Genomic DNA, 25,078 nt, shown 5'->3' with positions numbered 1-25,078 from the left:
CAACCACGGGGTGAGCACCGACGAGTGGATCACCGTCGCAGTTCTCTGCGTCACGTTCGGTGTGCTGATCTTCGACCGGCTGGCGCCGTCGGCGACCGTTCTGGCGGCGACGGTGACGCTGTTGCTCGCCGATGTGATCGATGCCGGTGCGGCGTTCTCCGGCTTCTCGAACGCGGCGCCGATCACCGTGGCCGCCCTGTTCGTGCTGGCCGCGGGCGCGCAGCGCACCGGACTGCTCTCGGCCGGGGTGTCGCGACTCCTCGGCCGTCCCCGGCGGCGCGGGGTCGCTCACGCCCGCCTGCTGATGCCCGTCGCCGGTGCCAGCGCGTTCTTCAACAACACCCCGCTCGTCGCGATCCTCATTCCCGACGTGGTGGCGTGGACGCGTCGCAACGGGCGCGACGCGTCGCGGTACCTGCTGCCGTTGTCCTATGCCGCGATCCTCGGTGGCACCCTGACGGTGCTCGGGACATCGACCAACCTGGTCGTGTCCGGGCTCCTCGAGGACGCCGGAGAAGACGCGATCGGGGTGTTCGAGTTCGCCAAGGTGGGCGCGCCCGTCGCCGCGGTCGGCCTGTTGGTGCTCTTCGGGGTGTCGATTCCGTTGCTGCGTCCGCGGTTGACCGCTCCGGAACAGTTCGACGCGACGATGCGTGAGTTCCTCGTCGAGATGCGGGTGACATCGGATCCGTCGATCGCCGGGCGGACGGTGGAGGATGCCGGGCTGCGCGGACTGACGGGTGTCTATCTGGTCGAGATCCGCCGGGGGACGCGCGTCTTCTCCCCGGTGGGCCCCGACGAGACCGTCGACGAAGGCGATGTCCTCGTCTTCGCGGGCGACGTGTCGAACGTCATCGACCTCCAGCGGATGCGGGGGCTCGAGAGTCGGGGCAGCGACATGGTCGAGACGTTGGATGTGGCGGGTCGCCGGCTCTACGAGGTCGTCGTCGGCCGCATGTCGCCCATCGCCGGCCACACCCTCCGCGAGGCCGACTTCCGGGCGCGCTACGACGCCGCGGTGCTCGCCGTCCATCGGGCCGGGCACCGGATCGAGACGAAGCTCGGGGAGGTGCGGCTCCGTCACGGCGACACCCTCGTGGTGGTGGCCGGCGTCGACTTCCGGGCCCGATGGTCCCAGGGCCCCGACTTCCTCGTCGTCGCCGCGCTGGACGCGCCGCCGCCTGCGGCCACGGCGAAGGCACCGGTCGTCGCCGCGGCCCTCACCGCGTTCGTCGTCCTCTCCTCGCTCGATGTCGTCTCGACCGTGGAGGGTGCGCTGCTGGCCGCGGCGGCCATGGTGGTCAGCCGGGTGTTGACCTTCGACGAGGCGAAGCGGGCCGTCGACCTCGACGTGGTGTTGCTGATCGGTGCCGCGTTCGGGCTGGGCGCGGCGGTGCAGGAGAGCGGTCTCGCCTCGAGGATCGCGACCGATCTCGTCGGTGCCCTGGACGGGTACGGGACCTTCGGTCTCGTGCTCGCGATCGTGTTGACCACCTCGGTGCTGACCGAGATCATCACCAACAACGCTGCGGCGGTGGTGGTGCTTCCCATCGCCCTCGCGATCGCGGGCCCGGCCGGGGTCGACGTGCGGCTCATGGCGATCGCGGTCGCCATCGCCGCGTCGACGTCGTTCATCTCGCCGATCGGCTACCAGACCAACACCATGGTCTACGGGCCGGGGGGCTATCGCGTCGCAGATTACGTGCGCTCGGGTCTGCCGCTGAGCGTCGCGGTGCAGTTGACGATCGCGACCACGGTGACGGTGCTCAGCTGACGTCGTCGGCGGCGGGTTCGACTCGGCGCCAGGGTGCGACCCACTGGTAGCGCGTGGCGGCCGGCAGCTCGTCGAGTTTCGGGATGCCGTGGGTGCCGCCGAGCGCGCCGGCGAGGGCGCGCAACGCGTGGTTCGGGATGTTGACGAAGTCGATGTCGTAGCCCGAGTCCGAGAGTTCGGTGACTTCGGCGGCGAGTGCGGATGCTCCCGTGTAGTCGAGGCGCCCGCACGACGCGAGGTCGATCGTGATGCCGTCGACGTCGTGGTGTTCGGCCAGCGCGTTGCGGAAGGAGTCCTCGAGCGCAGGTGTCGATGCGAACCAGACGACCCCGCTCGGGCGGACGATCACCCGCTCGCCGACGCGCTCGTAGCGGTAGTCGACTCGCATCTCCCGGTAGAGGTGGAACCCGATCGAGAGGACGACGCCGATGATGATGCCGCGCTCGACGCGAGGTGAGGTGGCGAGGGTCGCGATGAACGTCCCCGAGGCGATCGCGGCCTGCGGCGCGCTCTTGGGCCACATCTGCAGGATCGGCACCGGTTGGATGAGCTTGGCCACTGCGGTGACGACGATGGCACCGAGGACGGCGCGGGGGAGCGGCTCGAGTCGGGTCGCCAGGGGGAGCGCGGCTAGGACGACTGCGCCGCTGATCGCTCCGGTCCAGATGCTTGTGGCGCCGGCCAGGCGGCTGAGGGAGCTGCGGGCGAACGATCCGCCGACGGGGAAGCCGCCGGAGAGGGCCGAGGCCAGGTTGGCGACGCCGTTGCCGAAGAACTCCTTGTTGGCGTTCCAGGGGATCCGGTCCTGCGCGGCGAACGTGCGGCAGATGGCCGCCGGTTCGGCGAACCCGACGACGGCGATGACGATGCCGGGGACGAGCAGGCGGGTCCATTCGCCGTAGGGGAGGTCGACGCTCAGCGAGAGGAAGCCGCCGGGAAGGTCGCCGAGGGTTGCGCCCGTGTAGTCGGCGACCCGGCTCCACACGGTCGAGCCGATCACGACGACCAGCACACCGGGGAAGAGGCGGTGGATCGACCGGGAGCCGATGACGAACGCGATGGCGATGGCCGAGAGTGCCAGCGCGGCGCCCTGCCAGTCACCCGGGTGCGTGATGGTCCACCATGCGCGTTGGAGCGTGCCCTCGTTCTCGGGGACCACCCCGAACATCGACGGGACCTGTGACGACACGATCAGGATCGCGGCGCCGGTGGTGAAGCCCATCACGACGGGCTGCGACATGAGATACGCGATCGTTCCCATGCGCAGCAGTCCCAGCGCAACCCTCGTGATCCCGACGATGACGGCGAGCAGCGCGGCGAGGGCGACATAGTCGGGCGAGCCGGCGGTCGCGAGGCCCGAGAGAGCGCCGAACGTGAGGAGCGACGTGAGCGCGACCGGACCCGTCTGGAGGTAGGGCGACGAGGTGAAGGGTGCGGCGAGCAGCGGAGGCAGCGCGGCGGCGAACAGGCCGACGTGGGGCGGCACTCCGGCGATCTCGGCGTAGGCCAACGACTGTGGGATGAGCACCAGCGCCACCGAGATTCCGGCCACGACATCGCCCACCGACGGTCTCGGGAGGCTCTGACGGGCGGACGCGGTCACCGAAAGAGTGAACCACGTTTCCCGGTGGTGGCCGTGCTCCGGTCACACGTCGTAGGCGACCACCTCGAACTCGATCCCGTCGTGATCGTTGAAGTAGAAGCGCCGCCCGGGGTCGTAGGTCATGAAGTTGTACGGTTCGATCCCTTCGGCCCGGACCCGCGTCTCGACCGGGTCGAGATCGTCGACGAGGATGCCCAGATGTTGGAGCCCGCCGACGCGGTCCGGGTCGGCTCGTTCGCCCGGGTCGTCGGGCGGCGTGTAGAGCGCGAGGTAGGAGGTGTCGGTGCCGACATGGACGGTCCGCCCGCCCATCAGCGACGGACCCTCCCAACGGACGTGCCACCCGAAGATGCGGCCGAGCATCGCCGCGGTTTCTTCGGGATCGGTCACGGTGACGTTCGCGTGTTCGAGGATCATGATCGCTCCCATATAGGCAAGTAGATGATTGGTTTAATCATCGTTCCCCTGCTCGGCAAAATTGTCAAGGAAATCATTGTGAAATATCGGGTACCCTGGTCGCCATGAACGAGACCATCGGGATCGGCGACGCGCAACGGCGCATCGTCGATCACCTCAAGCGTGCCGGGGCGAGCACCACGGCGGCCATCGCCGACGCGCTGGGGGTCACCACCCAGGCCGTGCGGCCTCAACTGGTCGAGCTCGAGGAACGCGGCCTGGTCAACGCCGAGACCCTCGTCACGGGAACGCGAGGCAGGCCGCCGATCGGATGGGCCCTGTCGCCGCTGGCCATCGAACTCTTCCCCGACCGCCATGGCGACCTCACGGTCGAGCTGTTGCAGACGATGCGCGCCGTGCTCGGTGAGGATGCGATCGAGGCCGTCCTCGCCGCTCGGGACCGTGACCACCTCGCCGAGCTCGAACGGCGCATGGCGCACCTCGACCCGTCCGACGTCGCCGGCCGAGCCTCCGTGCTCGCCGAACAGCGGACCCGACAGGGCTACATGGCCGAGGTGAACCACGTCGGCGACGAGCTCGTGCTCACCGAGCACCATTGCCCGGTGTGCGCGGCCGCGACCGAATGCCAGAACCTGTGTCGCAACGAGCTCGAACTGTTCCGGGCTGCGATCGGACCGGCGGGCGTCGTGGAGCGCAGCCAGCACCTGCTGTCCGGCGACCAGCGGTGTGTGTATCGCATCCGGACCCGCGGTTGATTCCGAGCCACTAGCTTCATCCACCGTGGCGCTGATCGATCTGCTCACCGAACGCGGGACCGTCACCCGGCTGCAGGCCGGCGCGACCCTGTTCCACGAGGGCGACCGTGCTGCCGTGGTCTACGGCGTGCTGAGCGGACGTGTCCGCATCGAGGTCAACACCCCGACGGGGAGCCGGCTGGTGCTCGCCATGAAGGAGCCGGGCGACGTGCTCGGAGAGCTCGGTGTCCTCGACGGTCGTCCGCGGTCGGCGACCGCGGTGGCGGTCGAGGCGTCGGAGCTCGTGCAGATCGGCGTCGACGACTTCCTGGCCGGTCTGGCCGACCAGCCCCGATACGCCGTCTCCCTGTTGCAACGGATCAGCCGCGATCTGCGCGACGCGGTCGATCGAACGACGGCGCGGGCCAGCGCCGACACCACGCAGAGGCTGGCGATGCTCCTGTTCGATCTCGCGGATCGCTACGGCGAGCACACCGACGTGACGGTCGAGATCGGACTCTCGCTCACTCAGGACGACGTGGCGGGCTGGATCGGCGCCACCAGAGAAGCCACGGCTCGATCGCTGCGGACGTTGCGCGAGCTGGGCTGCGTCGCGACCGGTCGACGACGGATCAGCATCACCGACCTCCAGGCGCTGCGCGGCGCGGCACTCGGGTGACGCCGTGAGTCGGTGGCGCGAACGAGACGATGTGCCGCGCGGCGCCGACTACGACGCCCGGTGGAAGGCGATGGCCGAGGCGGGCGAGTCGATCCACGGCGAGGCGGATCTGGTCATGGGCTTGCTCGCAGAGCACGGGATCGATGCGACGGCGAGCGTGCTCGATGCCGGTTGCGGCACCGGTCGTGTCGCGATCGAGCTCACCGCGCGCGGGGTGGATGCCGTCGGTGTCGACCTCGACGAACCGATGCTCGAAGAGGCCCGCCGCAAGGCCCCCGAGCAGCGTTGGGTGCTGGGCGACCTCCTCGACGTCGATGCCGGCGGCGACTTCGATCTCGTGGTGATGGCCGGCAATGTGATGATCTTCGTCGCCCCGGGTACCGAGGGCGCGGTCGTCGCCAACATGGCGGGCCAGCTCCGTCCCGGCGGGTTGCTGGTCGCCGGATTCCAGACCGGTGGCGGTCGCCTCGCTGTGCAGGACTATGAGCAGCACTGCCGCACGGCGGGTCTGTCGACCGTCCATCGATGGGCGACATGGGATCGCGCACCCTTCGACGACGGCGACTATGTGGTGTCGGTGCACGTCAAGGATTGACCCGTTCGTTGCTCGGCCCGTAGACGTGCGAGGATCGGCGGATGGAGCACTTCCAGGACCGCACGGCGGTGATCACGGGCGGCGCGAGCGGCATCGGCCTCGCGACTGCAGAGCGGCTGGGAAGCGAGGGGATGAACCTCGTGATCGCCGACATCGAGGAACGGGTGCTGACCACCGAGGTGGCCCGGCTGCGGGCCGACGGCTTCCGGGCCATCGGCGTGGTGACCGACACGGCCGATTACGACTCGGTCAAGGCCATGGCCGCGGCCGCGACTGCCGAGTTCGGCGATGTCCACCTGCTGTTCAACAACGCCGGCGTCGGTGGCGGAGGCCCCATGTTGGAGCCCGACGACATGGACGTCTGGCGGTGGACGCTCGGGGTCAACCTGTTCGGCGTCGCTCACGGGATCAAGGCCTTCGGCGCGGCGATGGTGGCCCACGGCGAACCGTGTCACATCGTCAACACCGCTTCGATGGCGGGCCTCCTGCCGACCCCCGGGCTCGGGGTCTACACGGCATCGAAGTACGCCGTCGTGGCGATGAGTGAGACCCTCGCCCTCGAGACCGCCGACACCAATCTCAGCGTCTCGGTCCTGTGCCCGGGCTTCGTGCGCACCGGTATCGCCGACAGCGACCGGAATCTCCCCGAGCACATGGCCGCCGCACTCGAGGAACCGACGGCCGAGCAGGAGATGATGCGGGCCGCGGTGCGCGATCTGGTGAGCGGAGGGATTCCGCCCGACGAGGTGGCCGATCGCATCGTCGACGCGGTGCGGCACCAGCGCTTCTACGTCCTTCCCCATCCCCAGTACGGGCCGCAGGTCGCGGCTCGTGGCATGCGAATCGCCGATGGCGGCGACCCGGTCAGCTGGGAAATCTGAGCCCCGATGGCCGACGCGTCCGATCACGCGCTCGCGGCGCGCATCGCCTCCGAGACGGGCGATCTCCTCGTGGCATTGCTCGAGGACCCGGATGCGAATCGGCGGGGCTGGAGCTCGATCGAGTACACCGGCGACCGCTCGGCACACGAGTTCATCACTCGTGAGCTCGCCCGCGAACGACCCGACGACATCGTCCTCTCCGAGGAGGGCCGCGACAATCCGGCCCGACTCGACTCGGACCGCGTCTGGATCGTCGATCCCCTCGACGGCTCGAGCGACTTCGGGTGGAGCGACCACTGGGCGGTGCACGTCGCGCTCGTCGAGAACGGCAAGCCGACCGCCGGCGCTGTCGCGGTGCCGGGTTGGGACACCACCTGGGCGACCGAACCGACCCCGCAGCCGATCATGTCGCGGGTGGGCGAACGTCCCCGGATCCTCGTGTCGCGGTCCCGACGCCACATCGACGGTCGCCTGCTGGCCGATGGTCTCGGGGCCGAGGTGCTGGCCGTCGGGAGCGCCGGCGTGAAGGCGATGGCCGTCGTTCGCGGCGAGGTCGACGCCTACGTCCACGGTGGCGGTCTCTACGAATGGGACTCGTGCGCGCCCGTGGCCGTGGCCGAGGCAGCCGGCCTGGTTGCGTGCCGACTCGACGGCGGTGAGCTCTGGTTCAACAAGGACGACCCGTGGTCGCCCGGACTCGTGATCTGTCGGCCGGAGCTGGCCGACGGGATCACCCGGGTGATGAGCGGGCGGAGGTGACTCCGATGGCCGAGAAGAAGGTCCGTTACACGTCCCGGTCGCTCGAGCGCCACATCCTGGCGTCTCGCGAACACGCCTGGGACGCCTTCCTCGGCGCGCTCGAGCGGGGCATTGGCGACGACGAGTCGCTCGTCGAGACGGTCCTGTCGCTCGAGCCGCCCTGGCGGCGCAGTTCCCGGGTCGAAGGCGACATGCCGCTCGACTTCTACGAGCGGACGTTCGTCTTCCGAGACGACGGCGACGAGTGCCATCTGTCGTGCGGCGTCGTCATCGACCCCGAGCCGACCGAGGCGGGTCGGGAGTTCCTCGACACCGCGATGGCGGTCATCGGGCGCTTCATGGATCAGGTGGTCGAGTCGGCGCAGGCCTGAGCCGTCCGCGTGACCGCGAGGCAGTGCTCGGTCGTCAGGAGATGCTCGGTGGCGTTGCGCACGTCGTCGACGAGGGTGGCGGCCCAGGTCAGCTCGTCGCCGGCACAGTCGATCCGCTCGGTTCCGACCCGGTCGACGACGATCACGTGGTCGGCGCCGGGAAGGCCACCGGGGTCGCAGTTCGCCCGCACCTCGATGGTGCCGGAATCGCCGGTGATCATCAGCCGCACGTCGCCCCACGTGTCGAGTCCGTCGGGTGTGAGCCAGTCGACCTTGATGTAGGCCGAACCCGTGCCGCCCTCGAGCAGGAGCTCGCCGAGCATCTCGGGGTGCGGCCGGCCCGGTGCCGGGGTCGTTCGGGCGTGGAGGACGGTCAGATCGGTGGTGCCGAGGAACCGGGCAGCGTGATGGATCTGGTGGCTGGCCAGATCGGCGAGCATCGGACCCGACCGGGCGGGATCGAAGAACCAGTCCGGTCGAGCTGCGCCGAGCCGGTGGGGGCCGAGCCCGAGCACGTGGCGGACGGGCCCGATCCGGCCGTCGGCGACGAGCCGGTCGGCCCGCAGGACGGCGCGGCTCGTGAAGTGTTCCGTGAAGGCCACCCACCAGCGTTTCCCGGTGATGGCGACGGCGGCGGCGATCGCGTCGATCTGTCCGGCTTCGGTGACGGCGGGTTTGGCGACGAGCACGTCGGCACCGGCGTGCATCGCGGCGGCGGCGAGATCGGCGCGCTCGTTCGGCACCGCCGCGACCACGGCGAGGTCAGGGACGTCGGCCAGCACGTCGTCGAGCCCGCGCTCGGGGACGTCGGGGAACAGCGCGGTGAACGCGCCGTCGTTGCCCCCGGGTGAGTCGACCCAGCCGATGCACTCGGCGCCGGCATCGAGCAGCCCTGCCGCCAGGATGATCGCGTGTGGATGGGCGACACCGATCACGGCGAAACGCACGGCGGCCGGATGGTCTGCGTCGTCCACCGCGGGAACGGTAGCGTCCGCCAGGTCGTGGAGGGGAAGAAGATGTCGGAATCGATGAGCGCAATCGAACAGGTGGTCGCCACCGAGGAGATCCGTCGGCTGGCGTATCGCTACGCCGACGCCGTCGATCGGCGTGACCTCGACCAGCTCGCGTCGCTCTACCGGCCCGACGCCCGCTTCGGCGTCCACGGAGAGGGTCCCGACGCGTGTCGGGCGTTCTTTCGCGGATCGCTCGCCGAGGTCGGGATGGCGGTGCTACTGGTCGCCAACCATCTCGTGGAGTTCGATGACGCCGACAACGCCACCGGCACGGTGTGGGCGCACGGATTCATCGACGACCACGGCGAAGGCTTCATCCAGCAGCTGATCAAGTACGACGATCGCTACGCGCGCATCGACGGCGAGTGGCGGTTCACCCGCCGACGCCACTTCCTCTGGCTCGGTTGGTGTCACGACGAGGCAGCGCCGTTGGCGCAACCCCCGGCGAACTGGCCGGCATCGCAGGTCGGTGTCGGATCGATTCCCTACGACGATCCGTCGTGGCAGGAATTCTGGTCCGATCGTGGGTAGGGGTGGGCCGCCGACGCCTCGGCGGCGATCCGCCGTAGCGTGGCCCGCCATGCGTCTCCGAGTTGCCGCCCTCGCGTCCGTCGCCGTTCTCTCCTTGGTTGCCGCTGCGTGCGGTGGGGAAGATGGCGACGATGTCGGGCCCGACGAGATCGGGTCGACCACGACCGCCCCCGCCGACGGCTCATCCACGACCTCGACCGCCGAACCGTCCCTCGGTCCGCCGACCACCCGGGGTCCGGCGCCGACCGTGACCGTCGACCCCATCGGCACGCTCGGCGGGATCTCGGTTCTCGCGGGTGAGCCCGCGTATCGCGGTGTGCTCGGACAGATCGACATCGATCGCAACATCGTCGCCCCGGTCGCTCTCCCCCCGGCCGCGGCAGCCGAAGGGATCGCACCGCTGACCGGCCTGGCCCTCGACGATCCGGCGGTCCAGACCCGCCCGGCGGTGCTGGTGAAGATCGACAACACCAGCAAGGGCCGTCCGCAGGAAGCGCTCACCCAGGCGGATCTCGTCTACGAGGAGATGATCGAGGGCGGCTTCACCCGGCTGGCCGTGGTGTTCCACACCCATGCCCCGCTGATGGGGCCGATTCGCTCCGGGCGCACCACCGACATCGCGCTCATCGGCTCGTTGAACGAACCGGTGTTCGCGTGGTCCGGCGCCAACCTCGTCCACGCGGCGTTGCTTCGTCGTCAACCGATGGTCGATCTCGGCGCTCAGAGCCGTGGTGAGTACTTCCGCTCACCCGATCGGCCGGGGACCTACGACCTGATGAGTGAGGCGCAGACGCTGCTCGACGTCGCCGCCGACCGAGGAGACGGCGGTGCGCCGCCCCCGCACTTCGAGTACCGCGACGAAACGATCGGGCTCCCGTCGACCGCCGAACCGGCATCGACCGTCACCGTGACGTTCCCGTCCGTCACCGCAACATGGGACTGGGATGCCGATGCCGGGGGTTGGCTCCGGACCCAGGGGACGTCCGAACACGTCGACGCGCAGGGCGAGCGGGTCGTCGCGGCGAACGTGATCGTCGCCGAAGTGCGCCAGGTCGCCACCGGGTCGGTCGACACCGCCGGTTCGACGGTCTTCGAACAACAGTTCCTCGGCTCGGGGCGCGGCTGGGTGTTCACCGACGGCCACGTGATCGAGGTGACCTGGACCAAGCCGAGCCTGCGGTCCGTCGCGACATGGACGACCTCCGACGGTGTCCCCGTCGCCCTCACCCCCGGCGTCACCTGGGTCGAACTCGCCCCCGAAGGCGCGACGACGCTCGCCTGAACCTCCCCGCCTCCTGATCGATCTGTGTCGAGTTGCCCCGGCTGCGCCGGGGGGCAACTCGACACAGATCCGCGAAGGGGAGGGGGTGGGGTCAGAGCTTTTGCAGGAGGGTGCCGGTGCCGAGGCCGCCACCGCAGCACATGGTGACGATGCCGTACTCGATGTCGGAACGCTGCATCTCGTGCACGGCCTTCGTCAGCAGGATCGCACCGGTGCCGCCCAACGGATGACCGAGACCGATCGCCCCGCCGTTGGGGTTGACGGTGTCCATGTTCGGGGAGAACTCCTTCTCCCACGCCAACACGACGGACGCGAACGCCTCGTTGATCTCGACGACACCGATGTCGTCCATGGTGAGACCGTTGTCGTCGAGCAGTTTCCGGGTGGCGTCGATCGGGCCGGTCAGCATGAGAACGGGATCGGTGCCGACCAGGCACGTGTCGACGATCCTCGCCAGCGGCTTCAGGCCGAGCTCGTCGGCCTTCTCCCGGGTCATCATCAGCACGGCGCCGGCGCCGTCGCTGATCTGGCTCGCCGAACCGGCGGTGTGCACGCCGTCCTCCCGGGCGACGGGCTTCAGGCTCGCGAGTGCCTCCAGGGTGGTGTCGCGGATGCCGCCGTCGGCCGTGACCGTCGTGGTCTCACCGGTCGGCTTGCCCTCGTCGTCGAGGACAGGAACCTCGATCGGTACGATCTGGGTGCTGAACGCGTCCTCCGCCCGGGCCTTGGCCGCGAGCAACTGGCTGCGCAGACCGAACGCGTCGGCGTCGGCACGGGTGATGCCCCACTGATCGGCGATCCGCTCGGCGCCTTCGAACTGCGAGGTCCACTCGTAGTGCTCCCAGTAGCGCTGGTTGACCGGCACACCGGTGGTTTCGGGATCGGGGATCGTGGCGCCCATCTTGATCTGGCTCATCAGCTCGATGCCGCACGACAATGCCGAGTCGACGACGCCGGCCTTGACCATCGCGTACGCGAGGTTCGTCGCCTGCTGGCTCGAACCGCACTGGGCATCGACGGTCGTTGCCGCGACCTCGAGGGGCAGGCCGGCGGCGAGCCACGCGTTGCGGGCCACGTTCATCGTCTGCATCCCGACCTGACCGACACAACCGCCGACGACCTGGCCGACCTCGGCCGGGTCCATGCCGGTCCGATCGAAGATGGCCTTCTGCACGTCGCCCAACAGGTTGATGCTGTGCATGGTGGACAGTTCGCCGTTGCGCTTCCCGATGGGGCTGCGCACGGCATCGACGATCACTACTTCACGTTCGCTCATGGACCCGATCGTACCGGGAAGTTAGCGATCGTTCACATTTCACCTTCGGCGGACGGTGCCGCCGATCCGGCCGGCTGTGGCGCGATCGTCCAGGTTTCACCTTCGGCCGGCGGCGAGGTCGACGAAGGCTTCGAGACTCCGCTGGTTCACCATCGTCTCGTCGAGCACGTGACTCTCGTTCTCCACCACGTCGAGCCACGAGGCGTCGCCGCCGGCGGCTTCCGCCCACGCTTCGGCGATCAGGCGTCCCTGCGCCGCTGCGTCGACGAGCGGGTCGAGTCCTCCGTAGGCCCAGTACGCGGGCGCCATGTCGGCATGGACGTGGGTGATCGGACTTGCGAGGGCGAGCTGCTCGCCAGTGCAGGGGTCGCACCCGGCATGGGCGCCGGTCATCGGCCGGGCCCAACCGTGCGGATGGTCGTACAGCTCGACCAGATCGGTCGGGCCGACCACGACCACGATCCCTGCCACGCTCGAGTCGCGGGCCGCCTGCGCGGCGGTCAGTCCCTCCGGCTCGAACTCCCCGACGGTCGCGGCGGCGAACGCGGCGAGTTGGCCGCCCGCGGAGATCCCGTAGAGGACGAGCGCGTCGCCGTCGATCAGACCGGTCTCGTCGCCGAACACCTTCAGCTCGCGAATGGCCCGTTTCACATCGTGCATCGGCGCAGGGAACGGGTGCTCGGGCGCAAGGCGATACCCGACCGAGGCAACCGCGTAGCCGCGTTCGACGAAGCGCAACACCATGTCCGGGACATCGCCGCGGTCGCCACCGGTCCAGCCGCCGTGATGGAGGTAGACGACGACCGGCGCATTCGTCGCGTCCGGGAGGTAGAGGTCCATGCGGTGGGCGTCGTCGGGCCCGTACGAGATGTCGCGGATGACCTCGTCGGCCGGTTCGGCGACGTAGCCGACCGGAAGCGCATCGGCCTCCGGGTCGATCCGGAGATCGCCGGGGCGGGCATCGGCGACCAGGGTGGGACCGAGGGAGGGCCGGCCGTCGGGTCGCAATGTCGTGGTGGTCGGCGCGATCGTCGTCGATCGGTCGGAGAGGAAGCGGGCGACGCCGATCTCGATGGGCGGCGCCACGCTCACGGCCGCCTGCCCCGGGATGACACCGGGACCGGCGACGAGCGATGCGACGAGGGCGACGGGGGCGAGCGCGAACAAGGCGCCAGGCACGGAGCGGATCGATCGGCGCCGGGGCGCGCGAGGGGAGAGATGGGTCGGGTGATGCACCAGTTCGCCTGACTGCGGTGCTCGGCCGCTGTCCATCGGGACAGCCGGTTGGGGATCGTCGGTACCTATGACGTCCAGATCGGCCGTTCGGTTCCCGAATCGAGCGGGTAGCTCCGCCCGTGGACGGACGTCACACCACGACCGTGGGTGTGAACGATCGCTAACTTCGTGGCTAGCGTGGCGATCGATGGACTTCGACCTGCCGTCCGACGACGACCCTCGCCGACTCGAGCTCCGGTCGTGGTTGTCGGCCAACCCGAAGCCGACCCCCGATCAGCTGCTCGACGCCGGACTGATCGTGCCGCACTGGCCCGAGCCCTACGGGATCAACGCCGATCCGCTTCACCAGCTGATCATCGACGACGAACTGCGGCGGGCCGGAGTACGGCGACCGGTGAACCCGATCGGCATCGGCTGGGCCGCGCCGACGATCCTGCTCGAGGGCACCGACGCCCAAAGGGCGCGCTACCTGCCGCCGCTGCTCAAGGGGGAGGAGTTCTGGTGCCAGCTGTTCAGCGAGCCCGAGGCCGGCTCCGACCTGGCCAACCTCTCGACCCGCGCGGTGCGAGATGGTGACGAGTACGTCGTCAACGGTGCCAAGATCTGGTCGAGCTACGGCCACTACGCGAAGTTCGGGATCCTCATCGCGCGAACCGACGTCGACCGACCCAAACAACGCGGCATCTCGTATTTCATCTGCCCGATGGACCAACCCGGCCTCACGATGCAACCGATCATCGACATGACGACGGCGCACGCGTTCAACCAGGTGTTCTTCGACGACATGCGGCTGCCGGTCGAGAACCTGGTCGGCGTCGAGAACGACGGCTGGCGTCTGGCCAAGATGACACTGGCCAACGAACGGGTTTCACTGTCGTCGGCCGGTTCGCTCTGGGGAAGCGGCCCGAGCGCCGCCGACCTGATCGACGTGCTGCGCCAGGGTGGTGGCATCGACGATCCTGTGACGCGTCAGCGGATCGCACGGCTGCACTGCGACGCCGAGGTGCTGCGCCTCAACCGACTCCGCACGCTGAGCAGCAAGCTCAAGGGGAAGACCCCGGGGCCCGAGGCCTCGATCCAGAAGGTGATGGCCGACGAGCACGGTCAGAACGTGATGGAACTCGCCAAGGACCTGGCCGGACCGGCCGGGATGTTGAAGGGATCGGGACCGGCCGGTCGGATCCCCGGCGCCGAGAGCGCAGGGGTCACCGAGATCAACACCGATCCCCGCACGGTGGAACTGTTCCCCGGCGTCGATCGCGTGTGGCACTACGGCTGGGAGTTCGCCCCCGCGCTCACGCTCGGCGGCGGCACGTTCGCCGTGCAGCGCAACATCATCGCCGAATCGGTGTTGGGGCTCCCGAAGGAACCCGATGCCGAAGAAGGACTCACCTGGGCCGAGGCCCAACGAACGAAGGGACACCGCTGATGCGCAACGAGGTCACCGAGATGCTGGATCTCGAGTTCCCGATCTTCGCGTTCAGCCATTGTCGCGATGTGGTCGCGGCGGTGTCGAAGGCGGGTGGTCTCGGGGTCCTGGGCGCAGTGGCCCACACCCCCGAGGCGCTCGACATCGACCTGCAATGGATCGAGGACGAGATCGGCGACAAGCCCTACGGCGTCGACCTGATCATCCCGGCCAAATACGCCGGCGACGAGGACGGCGGCTACACGACCGACGATCTCATCAAGATGATCCCGGCGGAGCATCGCGAGTTCGTCGACGACATCCTCGCCCGTTACGAGGTCCCGCCGATGCCCGACGACGACGGGAACCGCGGCCGCGGCCTGGGCCGTGGCGGCGCGGCTCCCTTCTCGGCGAACGCGGCGGGGCCGCAGATCGACATCGCCCTCGCGCACCGGACCGCATTCGTGGACAACGCCCTCGGGCCGCCGCCGCAGCACATGATCGACGCGGTGAAGGGCGCAGGTCGACTCGTCGGCGCGCTCGCCGGCCGGCCGTCGCACGCCGAAGCCCATGAACGGGCCGGTGTCGACATCATCATCGCCCAGGGTTCCGAGGCCGGTGGCCACACGGGCGAGATCGGGACGATGGTGCTCGTCCCCGAGATCGTCGACGCGACCTCGCGCCCGGTGCTCGGCGCCGGCGGCATCGGTCGGGGCCGCCAGATGGCGGCCGCGATGGCGCTGGGCGCGCAGGGTGTGTGGTGCGGTTCGGTCTGGCTCACCACGGACGAGGCCGAGACCCACCCGGTCGTGAAGGAGAAGTTCCTCGCCGCGAGCTCGGCCGACACCATTCGGTCGCGCTCGCTCACCGGTAAGCACGCCCGCATGCTCAAGTCGGCATGGACCGAGGAGTGGGAGCGCGGTGACACCCCCGATCCGCTCGGCATGCCGCTCCAGCCGATCCTGACCGCCCAGGCCCAGCGCCGCATCGACCGGGCATCGCACACCGCCGGTTCCGGCGCGGAGAAGCTCGCCAACTACTTCGTGGGTCAGATCGTCGGGACCATGAACCAGCGCAAGTCCGCCACCCAGGTCGTGATGGAGATGGTCGAGGAGTTCATCGACACGGTCGAAGGCCTCAAGGGCTACCTCGACTACTGACGGCCCGTCTCGTCGCGTGTCACGATGAGCCCATGACCGACACCGCCGATCGCACCGTCTTTCGCACCTGCCCGCTCTGCGAGGCCACGTGCGGGCTCGAGATCGAGATCGCCGACGGCGCGGTGAAGCGGATCCGGGGCGACCGCGACGACGTCTTCTCCCACGGCTTCATCTGTCCGAAGGGCTCGACGCTGAAGCAACTGCACGAGGACCCCGACCGTCTCCGCACGCCGCTGATCCGCCGTGGCTTCGACGACGCCGGTGCGCCCCTGTTCGAGGAGGTCGAGTGGGCCGAGGCGTACGCAGAAGTCGACCGGCTGCTGCGGGAGGTCCGCGAGGCGCACGGCAACGAGGCCGTCGGCATGTACCTCGGCAATCCGGGTGCCCATGTGCTCGGCGCCGCGACCCACACGCGCCACCTGATCAAGGGGCTCGGCGCCGGCGCCGTGTTCTCCGCGAGCACCGTCGACCAGATGCCGCGCCACGTCGCCTCCGGCTATCTCTACGGCAGCGGTGGCTCCATGCCCGTGCCCGACATCGATCGCACCGACCTGTTCGTGTGTCTGGGCGCCAACCCCTACGCCTCGAACGGCAGCATCGCCACGGCGCCGGACTTCCCCGGTCGGATCGAGGCGGTGCAGGAGCGTGGGGGTCGGGTCATCGTGATCGATCCTCGCCGTACTCGCACCGCCGAGCAGGCCGATCTCCATCTGCCGATCAAGCCCGGTACCGATGCCGTGCTGCTCGCCGCCGTCGTGCGTCGACTGGTCGCCACCGGCCACACCGGTACCGGTCCTGTCGGCGATTTCGTCGACGGCATCGATCAGCTCCGCGTCGCGGTCGAGCCCTTCACCTCCGAGGTCGCCGCGGCGGCGACCGGTCTGGCGGCATCGGCGATCGACGCGCTGGCCGACGAGATCTCCGCCGCGAAGCGTGCGGCCGTCTACGGCCGGATCGGCACGTGCACCGTCGAGTTCGGGACCCTCACGACATGGCTGCTCGACGTGATCGCGATCCTGACCGGCAACCTCGACCAGCCCGGCGGGATGATGTTCCCCCGACCGTCTCACGATCGCGTGCGGGCGACGAAACCCGGACGGCCGTATCGTGTCGGCCGACGCCACAGCCGGGTCAACAATCGTCCCGAGGTGCAGGGAGAGTTCCCGGTCGCCGATCTTCCCGACGAGATCCTGGAGCCCGGCGATGGTCAGCTGAAGATGATGGTGACGGTCGCCGGCAACCCGGTCCTGAGTTGTCCCGACGGTGCCCGCATGGACCTTGCCTTCGCGTCCCTCGACGCGATGGTCAGCGTCGACATCTATCTCAACGAGACGACCCGTCACGCCAACGTGATCCTCCCCCCGCCGGGCTCGCTCGAGAAGAGCCACTACGACCTCAACTTCACGAACCTGAGCATCCGCAACATCGCGAACTTCTCGCCTGCGGTGTTCGAAACCGACATGCCATCGGAGGAGGACATCCTGGCGACGCTGGCGCTCATCGCCCTCGGTTTCGGACCCGACGCCGACCCGAGCATGCTGCACGACCAGGTGCTCGGCGGGCTGCTCCAGGCCGAGATCGACACCGAGGAGTCGCCGGTCGCCGGTCGCGACCTCGAGGAGCTCCTCGCCATGGTCGACGGCGACACGGGGAGCGAGCGTGTGCTCGACGCGATGTTGCGCACCGGCCCTCGCGGCGACGGGTTCGGCGCGACACCGGGCGGGCTGTCCCTCGAGCTTCTCCGCCAGAACCCCCACGGGATCGACTTCGGAGCCCTCGAGCCTCGGCTGCCCGGCCACCTGCGAACCCCCGAGCACCGCATCGACCTCTTCGCCGGTCCGTTCGCCGACGAGCTCGCCCGTCTGGAGGCCCGACTGGCGGAGTGGAGCGACGACACGCGCTTGCGTCTGGTCGGTCGTCGCCACCTGCGATCCAACAACTCGTGGATGCACAACCTCCCGGTGCTCGTGAAGGGCAAGCCGCGCTGCACCCTTCAGCTCCACCCCGACAACGCAGCCGACCTCGGGCTGCGCGACGGTGACGCCGCGATCATCCGCTCACAGGTCGGTGAAGTGACCGCTCCCGTCGAAATCACCGACTCGGTGATGCCCGGGGTCGTCAGTCTTCCCCACGGCTGGGGGCACGGAACGCCGGGCGCCCGCATGGCTGTCGCGGCCGAGCACGCCGGGGTCAACAGCAATGTGCTCACCGATCCGTCGATCATCGATCCGCTCTCGGGCAACGCGGTGTTGAACGGGATACCGGTAGAGGTGTTCCCCGCGCCCGCCCGATGAGTTCCACCGTGGCCGCGCCGCAACCCCCGACCCGACTGCTCGGCCCGCTCGTCGTGCTCGAACGGGTGCGCACGCGTCACGCCGAGGGGATCCATGCGGCGATCGAGGTCAGCCGGGTGGAGCTGCGTGCGTTCATGGACTGGATGACCGACGAGCCCCGGACCCTCGAGGAGAGCGTCGCGTTCATCGAGCTGTGCGAGAAGCAGTGGACGACGGGGGAGGCGTTCAACTACGTCATGACCGACCCGGCAACCGACGAGGTGATCGGCGTGTGCGGGCTCATGACCCGTCCCGGTCCGCGACGCCTCGAGATCGGCTACTGGGTGCGCTCCGATCGCGCCGGTGCCGGAGTGGCCACCGCGGCCGCGACGCTTCTCACCGAAGCCGGGTTCGCGGTTGCGGGCATCGACATCGTCGAGATCCACCACGACGCGGCCAACGCCGCCAGCGGTCGGATCCCCGAGAAGCTCGGCTATCTCGAGGCCGTCCGACGCGACGTCGAGATCGACTGCCCGGGCGAGTGCGGCGTCGAGGTGGTCTGGGAGATCGCCCGCGCCGAGTGGCTCAACTCGCCAGCGCGGCCCTGACCTCACCGGCGAGCTCGAGCGTCTCCATGGCGTCGGCCTGGTCGACCGACATGCACCGGATGACGATCTCGTCGACGCCGAGATCGTCGAACGGTGCGAGCTGCTCGATCGCCGCATCGATGCCGCCATAGACGACCATCTCCCGGGTCATGCCGCGATAGCCGCGGCGAAGGAGTTCGTCGCCGAGCGCGTTGGCCCGATCGCCGTCGCGCAGGATGATCACGTCCTTGCGCACGATCACCTTGGCCGGGCGGCCGAGCCGGTCGGCCTCCTCGCGATAGGCGTCGATCATCTCGGCGTTGCCGGGGGTGACATGGGGGCCGCCGTACCACGCGTCGCCTTCGCGGGCGGCACGGCGCAGCGGCCCGGGTGCGCCGGCGCCGATCCACCACTCGACGCCGCGTGGCGGGCGTGGGTTGACCTGGGCGCCGGTGATGCCGAAGCGCTCGCTGTCGACGATCTCCCCGGCGAGCAACCCCTTGATGACCCGGATCGACTCGTCGAGCGTGGCGCCCCGTGTCGAGAGGTCGGCGTTCATCGCCGCGAACTGGCCTTTCCCGTCGCCGATGCCGGTCTGGACGATGAAGGGCCCGGGGTGCAAGGCCGCGAGCGTGCCGACCTGCTCGGCGACGAGAACGGGGTTCCACAGGGGGAGGAGGAACAGGCAGCCGAGCGGGCGAGCCGGATCCCACTCTGCGGTCAGGCGTCCGACCATCGGCACGCCTTGGTAGTAGGGGATCGGCATCGAGTGGTGGTCGCCCAGGCTCAGCGAGTCGAGACCGGCATCGCGAGCCGTGCGAGCCCGCTCGAGCATCCATTGCACGCCCTGTGCGTGCTCGTCGGTTGCGTGGGTGGAGTTCAGGGAGACGCCGAGTCGCATGCCGGGACTGTAGCCAGCCGACGAAATGTTGGCCTCGGGCGCCGATGTGCGGGACGCTGGCGCCGTGACCGAACACGGAACCGACCTCACGACCGACTTCAGCGATCGTCCTGGCACCGCCTTCGTCATCGGCGGGTCCGGTGGTCTCGGGGCCGCCATCTGCCGGGAGCTGGCCGTGCGGGGAAGCGATGTCGCCCTGACGTATCGGGGCAACGAGGATGCAGCGCAGGCTCTGGCCGCCGACATCAGCGAGTGGGGACGCCGGGCATGGGCCGTCGCCCTCGATCTCACGAACCACGAACAGGCGAAGGCGTCGGTCGATGCCATCGCCGAAGCCGCCGGTGGGATCCACACGCTCGTCTACGCGGCGGGTCCGACCGTTCCGCAGAAGCACCTCAGCCGCGTCGAGCCGAGCGAGGTCCGCTGGCAGCTCGACGCCGACGCGGCGGGGTTCTTCGCCGTCGCCCAGCCGGCGATCCCCCATCTGCGCGTCTGCGAGGGCAACATCGTCGCCGTCACGACGGCCGCGACCCGCAGATTCCCGGTGCGCGACGGTCTGTCGTCGATCCCGAAGGCCGCGGTGGAGGCTGCGATCCGCGGACTCGCCGCCGAAGAGGGGCGCTTCGGTATCCGAGCCAACACGGTCGGTCCCGGCATGCTCACCGACGGAATGGCGCAGCGGCTGATGGCGTCGGGGGATCTCGACGAGCGTGCCCTCGATGCGGCTCGGGCCAACATCCCGATGCGCCGGTTCGGCGTCGCTGCCGACATCGCCGAAGCAGTGTGCTTCCTCGCATCCGACCGAGCCCGCTTCATCACCGGTCAACACCTCGACGTCGACGGCGGCTTCACCCTCTGACCGAGAAAGTATCCGGGGGTCAGACACCCGTACTTTCTCGGGCTGTTCTACGGTGCGGGGATGGACGAGGACATGATCCCGGTCGGCGGCGAGGTGCCATCGGTCCTCTTCCTCTGCGTGCACAACGCCGGACGATCGCAGATGGCCGCGGGGTTCCTTCGTCATTTCGGTGGCGATCGCGTCGAGGTTCTCAGCGGCGGTTCGGCCCCGGGCGACGCGGTCAACCCTGCGGCCGTCTCGGCCATGAGCGAGCGGGGGATCGACATCTCGGAGGCGACGCCGCGCCGTTGGGCCGACAGTGATCTCGACCGGGTCGATGTCGTCGTCACGATGGGGTGTGGTGACGAGTGCCCCTACGTGCCGGGCACCGTCTACGAGGACTGGCCGCTCGACGACCCGGCGGGTCGCGGCGTCGACGCCGTCCGCCCGATCCGCGACGAGATCGAGGTGAAGGTCCGCGACCTCATGCGACGCCTCGGCGTCTGACTCGGCCCGCACGCGTGTAGCGGGTGTCTGACACCGGATGTGGTGGGGGTAGGTTGCCGGGAGTCAGAGATCCCAGGAGGAACCGTTGTACCCCGGAGCCCACGCCGCTGCTCGTCCCGATCATCCCGCCATCGTGATGGCGTCGACGGGGGAGCAGATCTCCTACCGCGAGCTCGACGAGGAAGCGAACCGGCTCTCACACGTCTTTCGCGACATGGGTCTCCAGCCGGGCGACCATGTCGCCTTCTGCATGGAGAACCATCCGCGCTTCCTCGCGATCTGCTGGGGCGCGCACTACGCAGGGCTGATCTACACGGCGATGAGCAGCCGCCTCACCACCGAGGAGATGGCCTACATCATCGACAACTGTGGTGCGAAGGTGTTCATCACCTCGCCCTACAAGGCCGACCAGGCCGCCGAGCTGCGTGACCAGATGCCCGACGTCGAGTTGCGGCTCATGGTCGACAGCACCATCGACGGCTACGACAGCTACGAGGACGCGATCGATCAGGCGTCGGCCGACCCCCTGCCGAACCGGGTGGCCGGCACCGACATGCTCTACAGCTCGGGTACCACCGGTCGTCCCAAGGGTATCATCCCCGCTGCCGGCCTTGCCCCGCTCGAGGAGGCCGGTTCGGGCGTCGGTGGTCTCGGCGCCATGCTCTTCGGGTTCGGCGAGGACTCGCGCTACCTGTCGCCTGCGCCGCTCTACCACGCCGCCCCGTTGCGCTTCTGCATGGGAATCCACATGTCGGGCGGCACTGTCGTGGTGATGGAGCGATTCGACCCCGAGGACTACCTGCGGTTGATCGGCGAGTACCGCATCACGGTGTCGCAGGTCGTGCCCACCATGTTCGTCCGCATGCTGAAGCTGCCCGAGGAGACACGCGCGAAGTACGACGTGTCGTCACTGCAGGCCTGCATCCACGCGGCCGCACCGTGTCCGGTCGACGTCAAGCGCCACATGATCGAGTGGTGGGGTCCGGTCATCCACGAGTACTACGCGGGCACCGAGGGCAACGGCTTCGTCTACTGCAACAGCGAGCAGTGGCTCGAACACCCGGGCACTGTCGGCCAGGCCATCCTTGGCATCATCCACATCGTGGGGGAGGACGGCGAAGAGCTCCCGGTCGGCGAGGCGGGCACCGTCTACTTCGAGGGTGGCGCCGAGTTCGAGTACCACGGCGATCCCGAGAAGACGGCCGACTCACGTCACCACCGGGGCTGGTCCACGCTCGGTGATGTGGGCCGGCTCGACGAGGACGGCTTCCTCTACCTCACCGACCGCAAGGCCTACATGATCATCACCGGCGGGGTGAACGTGTATCCGCAGGAGGCCGAGAACCTGCTGACGATGCATCCTGCCGTCGCGGACATCGCCGTGATCGGAGTACCCAACGACGACTTCGGCGAAGAGGTGAAGGGAGTGGTCCAACCGGTCGAGATGCCGGCCGACGACGCTGCCGCCAAAGCGCTCGAGCGTGAACTCATCGCCTACTGCCGGGAGCACCTCGCCGACGTCAAGTGCCCCCGGAGCATCGACTTCCGCGAGGAACTGCCACGGCATCCGACCGGCAAGCTCTACAAGCGCCATCTGCGCGACGAGTACTGGGCCGACGCCGGCCGCACCATCTGAGATCGACTCGTCCTCAGTTCCTCTCCGGAGGTGCCGATTGCACCTCTGGAACGCTCCGACCCTTCCTGTCCAGCAAGGTGCGTTCTGTGCTTGGGACACTCCCGGGGGGCGCTCACCCCCGGGAGTGTCACGTTTTCGTGCCGATCGCGCGATGTCTGTCAGGCTGCGCTTTGTCTGTCAGGCTGCGCCGATGCGAAGAGAGGTCGTCGTCACTGAACGGGTCGTGGACGCGGCGACCCGCGACCGCTTGCTGAGGGCCCGAGACGACATGGTGCTCGAGCGGGAGACGGCGCCCGGCCGGTTCGACCTCGTCGAGGGACCGTTCCACGAGTACTCGAGAACGATCGAGGTGCGCGGCGAGACCGCACTCGGGACCGAGATCGTCCAGACCCTCGAGTATCGGGCCGCGATGGCCGGATTCGGGGCCATGTTCGCCCGTCCCATCCGCCGCCAGATGGCCGACCTCTCGGGCGACCGCCCGTGGCCCTGGTGGAGCCCGCCGGAACGTCAGAGCGCCCGGGTCTCGGAGATGGTGGCGTTGTTGTCCGCCCTCGCGTTCGTGGTCGGCTACGCGATCAGCGTCACGACGCAGACGATGACGTTCGCGGTCGACGAGTTCGGTGTGTCCGACGCGGCGCAGGGCAATGCGCTCGCCGCGGTTCGTATCGGCGTGCTCATGTCGCTGGGGTTGCTGGTCATCGCCGACCGACGCGGACGACGGATGGTGCTCCTCGCAACGGTGACGGCAGCGTGCGTGGCCGCAGCGACCGGCGCGATCGTTCCGAACATCGAGTTGCTGGCGGGAACACAGACGATCACCCGCGGTCTGGCGACGACCGCCAGCATCCTCCTGGGCGTGGTCGCCGCGGAGGAGGTCGGTCCGCGGAGCCGGGCCTATGCCGTCTCGATGCTGGTGATGATGGGAGGGGCCGGCGCCTTCCTGTCGATCATGTTGTTGCCGGTGGCCGGGATCGACGACTGGACGTGGCGTCTGCTGTTCCTCGTGCCGCTGCTGTTCCTTCCGATGTGTCGTTCCGTCGCCAGGGTCCTGCCCGAGTCTCGGCGGTTCACGGCGGCCGATGCGCTCCGCCGTGACGACGAGGTGCGCCGCACACCTGCGGCGCGGCGCCAGTTCCGCAATCGACTGCTGCTGCTGGCCGCCGCCGGCTTCATCCACGCGTCGTTCCAGGCGCCGACCAACCAGCTGCTGAACGACTTCCTGAAGGACGAGCGCGGCTTCTCGGCCTCGGGAATCTCCGGTTTCCGCATGGCGACGTCGCTGCCCGGCATCCTCGGCATCGTGGTCGGCGGCAAGCTGGCCGAGGTGTACGGACGTCGACTCGTCGGCGCGGTCGCTGTGCTGATCGGGGGTGCGACCACGGTCCTCACGTACAACTCCGAGGGTGCGGTGATGTGGCTCGTCGCAGTGGTGTCGATCGTCTTCAGCGCGGCGACCGTGCCGGCCCTCGGTGTCTACGGTCCCGAACTCTTCCCGACCTCGCTGCGGGGACGGGCGAACGCGGTGATCACGACGATCACCGTGGCCGGGTCGGCGACGGGTCTCGTCATCGCCGGCCAGCTCGACGATCGCTACGGCGGACTGGGGCGCGGGGTCGTGCTGCTCGGGATCGCGCCCCTGATCGTCGTGGTGATGATCGCGTTGCTCTATCCCGAGACCGCCAACCGCGAACTCGAGGACATCAATCCCGAGGACGCGTCGACCCGGGGGTTGCTCGACCCCTGATGACGGCGGCGCTCAGTCGAGCTTGAGCACGCGGCGGGCGTTGTCGCGCAGGAACTTCGGCCAGACGTGGTCGCGGAACGGCACGTCCTTCATCTCGGTCATGATGCGCTCGATCGACAGGCCCATGGGGAAGTACCCGGCGTAGATGATCTTGTCGGCGCCGCGGGTGTTGGCGTAGTCGATGATCGCCTTCGGGTAGTGCTTGGGGGCGAAGGCCGATGTTGAGTAGTGCAGGCCGGGCCACTTGAGCATCAGCTTCACCGCCAGGTCCTGCCACGGCTCACAGCCGTGACGGGTCACGAAGGTCAGCTCGGGGAAGTCGTACATCACCTGGTCGATGCGCTCGACGTGTTGCGGCGAGAACGGCAACCGAGGGCCGGGGATGCCGGCACACACGAAGATCGGCAGGTCGAGCTCACAACACGTCGCGTAGACGGGATAGAACTTCGGGTCGTCGATCGGCACCTGGGGCACGCAGCCCGCGGGGAACGCACCGACGGAACGGGTGTTGAACTCGTCGTGTTCGCGGCGGATCTTGCGCACGGCGCCGACGACGTCGTTGGGGTCGACGTTGGTCTGGGCGAGGAAGCGATCCGGGTGCTCGGTGAGCGCCTTCTGGGAGACCTCGCCCTCACAGCCGATGAGGCCGATCTCGATGCCGTACTTGTCCATCTCGCCGAGCGTCAACGCGATCGGGTCGTCGGAGCCGTAGAGCTCCTTGGGGACGCCCTTGAACATGTATTCGACCGGGAACTCGAACTCGGTCGACTCGGTGTCCTTCAGCTGCTGACGGATGAAGTCGTATTGGGTGAAGTCGGCTGCGGGAAACGAGATCATGCAGTCGATCGCGCCGATTCCGTCGGGCATTGCCAT

24 protein-coding genes are annotated in these 25,078 nt (G+C 68.9%); 17 read left to right on the top strand and 7 right to left on the bottom strand.

Annotated elements, in window-relative coordinates:
- Positions 1–10 precede the first annotated feature (10 nt).
- Positions 11–1,774, top strand: a complete 1,764-nt coding sequence (locus tag R2707_11070; protein ID MEZ5245631.1) for an SLC13 family permease — start codon at positions 11–13, stop codon at positions 1,772–1,774.
- Here the strand turns inward: R2707_11070 and R2707_11065 are convergent.
- Both R2707_11065 and R2707_11060 read right to left on the bottom strand, forming a co-directional pair.
- Complete coding sequence (locus R2707_11065) at positions 1,767–3,377, bottom strand: SulP family inorganic anion transporter (protein MEZ5245630.1); 1,611 nt, start codon at positions 3,375–3,377, stop codon at positions 1,767–1,769. The genes R2707_11070 and R2707_11065 overlap by 8 nt on opposite strands.
- A gap of 42 nt (positions 3,378–3,419) precedes the next feature.
- Positions 3,420–3,794: a VOC family protein gene (locus tag R2707_11060; protein MEZ5245629.1), complete on the bottom strand. Its 375-nt coding sequence runs from the start codon at positions 3,792–3,794 to the stop codon at positions 3,420–3,422.
- Between the two features lie 104 nt (positions 3,795–3,898).
- On the opposite strand from R2707_11060, the gene R2707_11055 reads away from it, so the two are divergent.
- From R2707_11055 to R2707_11030, 6 genes are read left to right on the top strand one after another with little or no spacing between them, the layout of a single operon-like run.
- Positions 3,899–4,549, top strand: coding sequence for a FaeA/PapI family transcriptional regulator (locus R2707_11055; protein ID MEZ5245628.1), 651 nt, complete (start codon positions 3,899–3,901; stop codon positions 4,547–4,549).
- Between the two features lie 25 nt (positions 4,550–4,574).
- A complete protein-coding gene (locus tag R2707_11050; GenBank protein ID MEZ5245627.1) occupies positions 4,575–5,207 on the top strand; it encodes a Crp/Fnr family transcriptional regulator in 633 nt (210 codons plus the stop codon).
- A gap of 4 nt (positions 5,208–5,211) precedes the next feature.
- Positions 5,212–5,802: a class I SAM-dependent methyltransferase gene (locus R2707_11045; GenBank protein ID MEZ5245626.1), complete on the top strand. Its 591-nt coding sequence runs from the start codon at positions 5,212–5,214 to the stop codon at positions 5,800–5,802.
- Between the two features lie 41 nt (positions 5,803–5,843).
- Complete coding sequence (locus tag R2707_11040) at positions 5,844–6,683, top strand: SDR family NAD(P)-dependent oxidoreductase (protein MEZ5245625.1); 840 nt, start codon at positions 5,844–5,846, stop codon at positions 6,681–6,683.
- 6 nt (positions 6,684–6,689) lie between these two features.
- Entirely contained in the window at positions 6,690–7,442 is a 753-nt protein-coding gene (locus R2707_11035) for a 3'(2'),5'-bisphosphate nucleotidase CysQ (protein ID MEZ5245624.1), read from the top strand.
- A 5-nt stretch (positions 7,443–7,447) separates the two neighbouring features.
- Complete coding sequence (locus R2707_11030; GenBank protein ID MEZ5245623.1) at positions 7,448–7,813, top strand: hypothetical protein; 366 nt, start codon at positions 7,448–7,450, stop codon at positions 7,811–7,813.
- Here the strand turns inward: R2707_11030 and R2707_11025 are convergent.
- Complete coding sequence (locus R2707_11025; protein ID MEZ5245622.1) at positions 7,786–8,787, bottom strand: Gfo/Idh/MocA family oxidoreductase; 1,002 nt, start codon at positions 8,785–8,787, stop codon at positions 7,786–7,788. The two genes, R2707_11030 and R2707_11025, sit on opposite strands and share 28 nt — an antisense overlap.
- 42 nt (positions 8,788–8,829) lie before the next feature.
- Here R2707_11025 and R2707_11020 point away from each other — a divergent pair, with 42 nt between their 5' ends.
- Positions 8,830–9,357, top strand: a complete 528-nt coding sequence (locus R2707_11020; GenBank protein MEZ5245621.1) for a nuclear transport factor 2 family protein — start codon at positions 8,830–8,832, stop codon at positions 9,355–9,357.
- 49 nt (positions 9,358–9,406) lie between these two features.
- Complete coding sequence (locus tag R2707_11015; GenBank protein MEZ5245620.1) at positions 9,407–10,639, top strand: DUF3048 domain-containing protein; 1,233 nt, start codon at positions 9,407–9,409, stop codon at positions 10,637–10,639.
- A gap of 91 nt (positions 10,640–10,730) precedes the next feature.
- On the opposite strand, the gene R2707_11010 is transcribed toward R2707_11015, so the two are convergent.
- Together R2707_11010 and R2707_11005 are read right to left on the bottom strand one after the other, a co-directional pair.
- Positions 10,731–11,915, bottom strand: coding sequence for a steroid 3-ketoacyl-CoA thiolase (locus tag R2707_11010; protein ID MEZ5245619.1), 1,185 nt, complete (start codon positions 11,913–11,915; stop codon positions 10,731–10,733).
- A gap of 96 nt (positions 11,916–12,011) precedes the next feature.
- Positions 12,012–13,094 (bottom strand): alpha/beta hydrolase, encoded by a 1,083-nt coding sequence (locus R2707_11005; GenBank protein MEZ5245618.1) that lies wholly within the window; start codon positions 13,092–13,094, stop codon positions 12,012–12,014.
- A gap of 244 nt (positions 13,095–13,338) precedes the next feature.
- On the opposite strand from R2707_11005, the gene R2707_11000 reads away from it, so the two are divergent.
- The 4 genes from R2707_11000 to R2707_10985 are packed head-to-tail and all read left to right on the top strand — an operon-like array spanning position 13,339 to position 18,600.
- Positions 13,339–14,580 (top strand): acyl-CoA dehydrogenase family protein, encoded by a 1,242-nt coding sequence (locus R2707_11000; GenBank protein MEZ5245617.1) that lies wholly within the window; start codon positions 13,339–13,341, stop codon positions 14,578–14,580.
- Positions 14,580–15,719, top strand: a complete 1,140-nt coding sequence (locus R2707_10995; GenBank protein ID MEZ5245616.1) for a nitronate monooxygenase — start codon at positions 14,580–14,582, stop codon at positions 15,717–15,719. The genes R2707_11000 and R2707_10995 overlap by 1 nt, the downstream gene beginning before the upstream one ends.
- A gap of 32 nt (positions 15,720–15,751) precedes the next feature.
- Entirely contained in the window at positions 15,752–18,013 is a 2,262-nt protein-coding gene (locus R2707_10990) for a molybdopterin oxidoreductase family protein (protein ID MEZ5245615.1), read from the top strand.
- A gap of 8 nt (positions 18,014–18,021) precedes the next feature.
- Entirely contained in the window at positions 18,022–18,600 is a 579-nt protein-coding gene (locus tag R2707_10985) for a GNAT family N-acetyltransferase (protein MEZ5245614.1), read from the top strand.
- Here the strand turns inward: R2707_10985 and R2707_10980 are convergent.
- Positions 18,578–19,480, bottom strand: coding sequence for an LLM class flavin-dependent oxidoreductase (locus tag R2707_10980; protein ID MEZ5245613.1), 903 nt, complete (start codon positions 19,478–19,480; stop codon positions 18,578–18,580). The genes R2707_10985 and R2707_10980 overlap by 23 nt on opposite strands.
- A gap of 64 nt (positions 19,481–19,544) precedes the next feature.
- On the opposite strand from R2707_10980, the gene R2707_10975 reads away from it, so the two are divergent.
- The 4 genes from R2707_10975 (at position 19,545) to R2707_10960 (ending at position 24,205) form a co-directional block, all read left to right on the top strand.
- The gene (locus R2707_10975; protein ID MEZ5245612.1) at positions 19,545–20,339 is read left to right on the top strand and encodes an SDR family oxidoreductase; all 795 of its coding nucleotides are present in this window, start codon (positions 19,545–19,547) and stop codon (positions 20,337–20,339) included.
- Between the two features lie 60 nt (positions 20,340–20,399).
- Positions 20,400–20,825 (top strand): arsenate reductase ArsC, encoded by a 426-nt coding sequence (locus R2707_10970; protein MEZ5245611.1) that lies wholly within the window; start codon positions 20,400–20,402, stop codon positions 20,823–20,825.
- Positions 20,826–20,910: 85 nt separating this feature from the next.
- Complete coding sequence (locus tag R2707_10965; protein ID MEZ5245610.1) at positions 20,911–22,461, top strand: AMP-binding protein; 1,551 nt, start codon at positions 20,911–20,913, stop codon at positions 22,459–22,461.
- 190 nt (positions 22,462–22,651) lie between these two features.
- Positions 22,652–24,205 carry an MFS transporter gene (locus R2707_10960; protein ID MEZ5245609.1) on the top strand — a complete coding sequence of 518 codons (1,554 nt, stop codon included), beginning with the start codon at positions 22,652–22,654 and terminating at the stop codon, positions 24,203–24,205.
- Between the two features lie 12 nt (positions 24,206–24,217).
- On the opposite strand, the gene R2707_10955 is transcribed toward R2707_10960, so the two are convergent.
- Positions 24,218–25,078, bottom strand: coding sequence for an amidohydrolase family protein (locus R2707_10955; GenBank protein ID MEZ5245608.1), 861 nt, complete (start codon positions 25,076–25,078; stop codon positions 24,218–24,220).

Source organism: Acidimicrobiales bacterium (assembly GCA_041394245.1).
Classification (GTDB): Bacteria; Actinomycetota; Acidimicrobiia; order Acidimicrobiales; family Aldehydirespiratoraceae; genus JAJRXC01.
The sequence above is the reverse complement of the archived record's forward strand: the minus strand, read 5'-3'. Positions and strand labels throughout refer to the sequence as shown.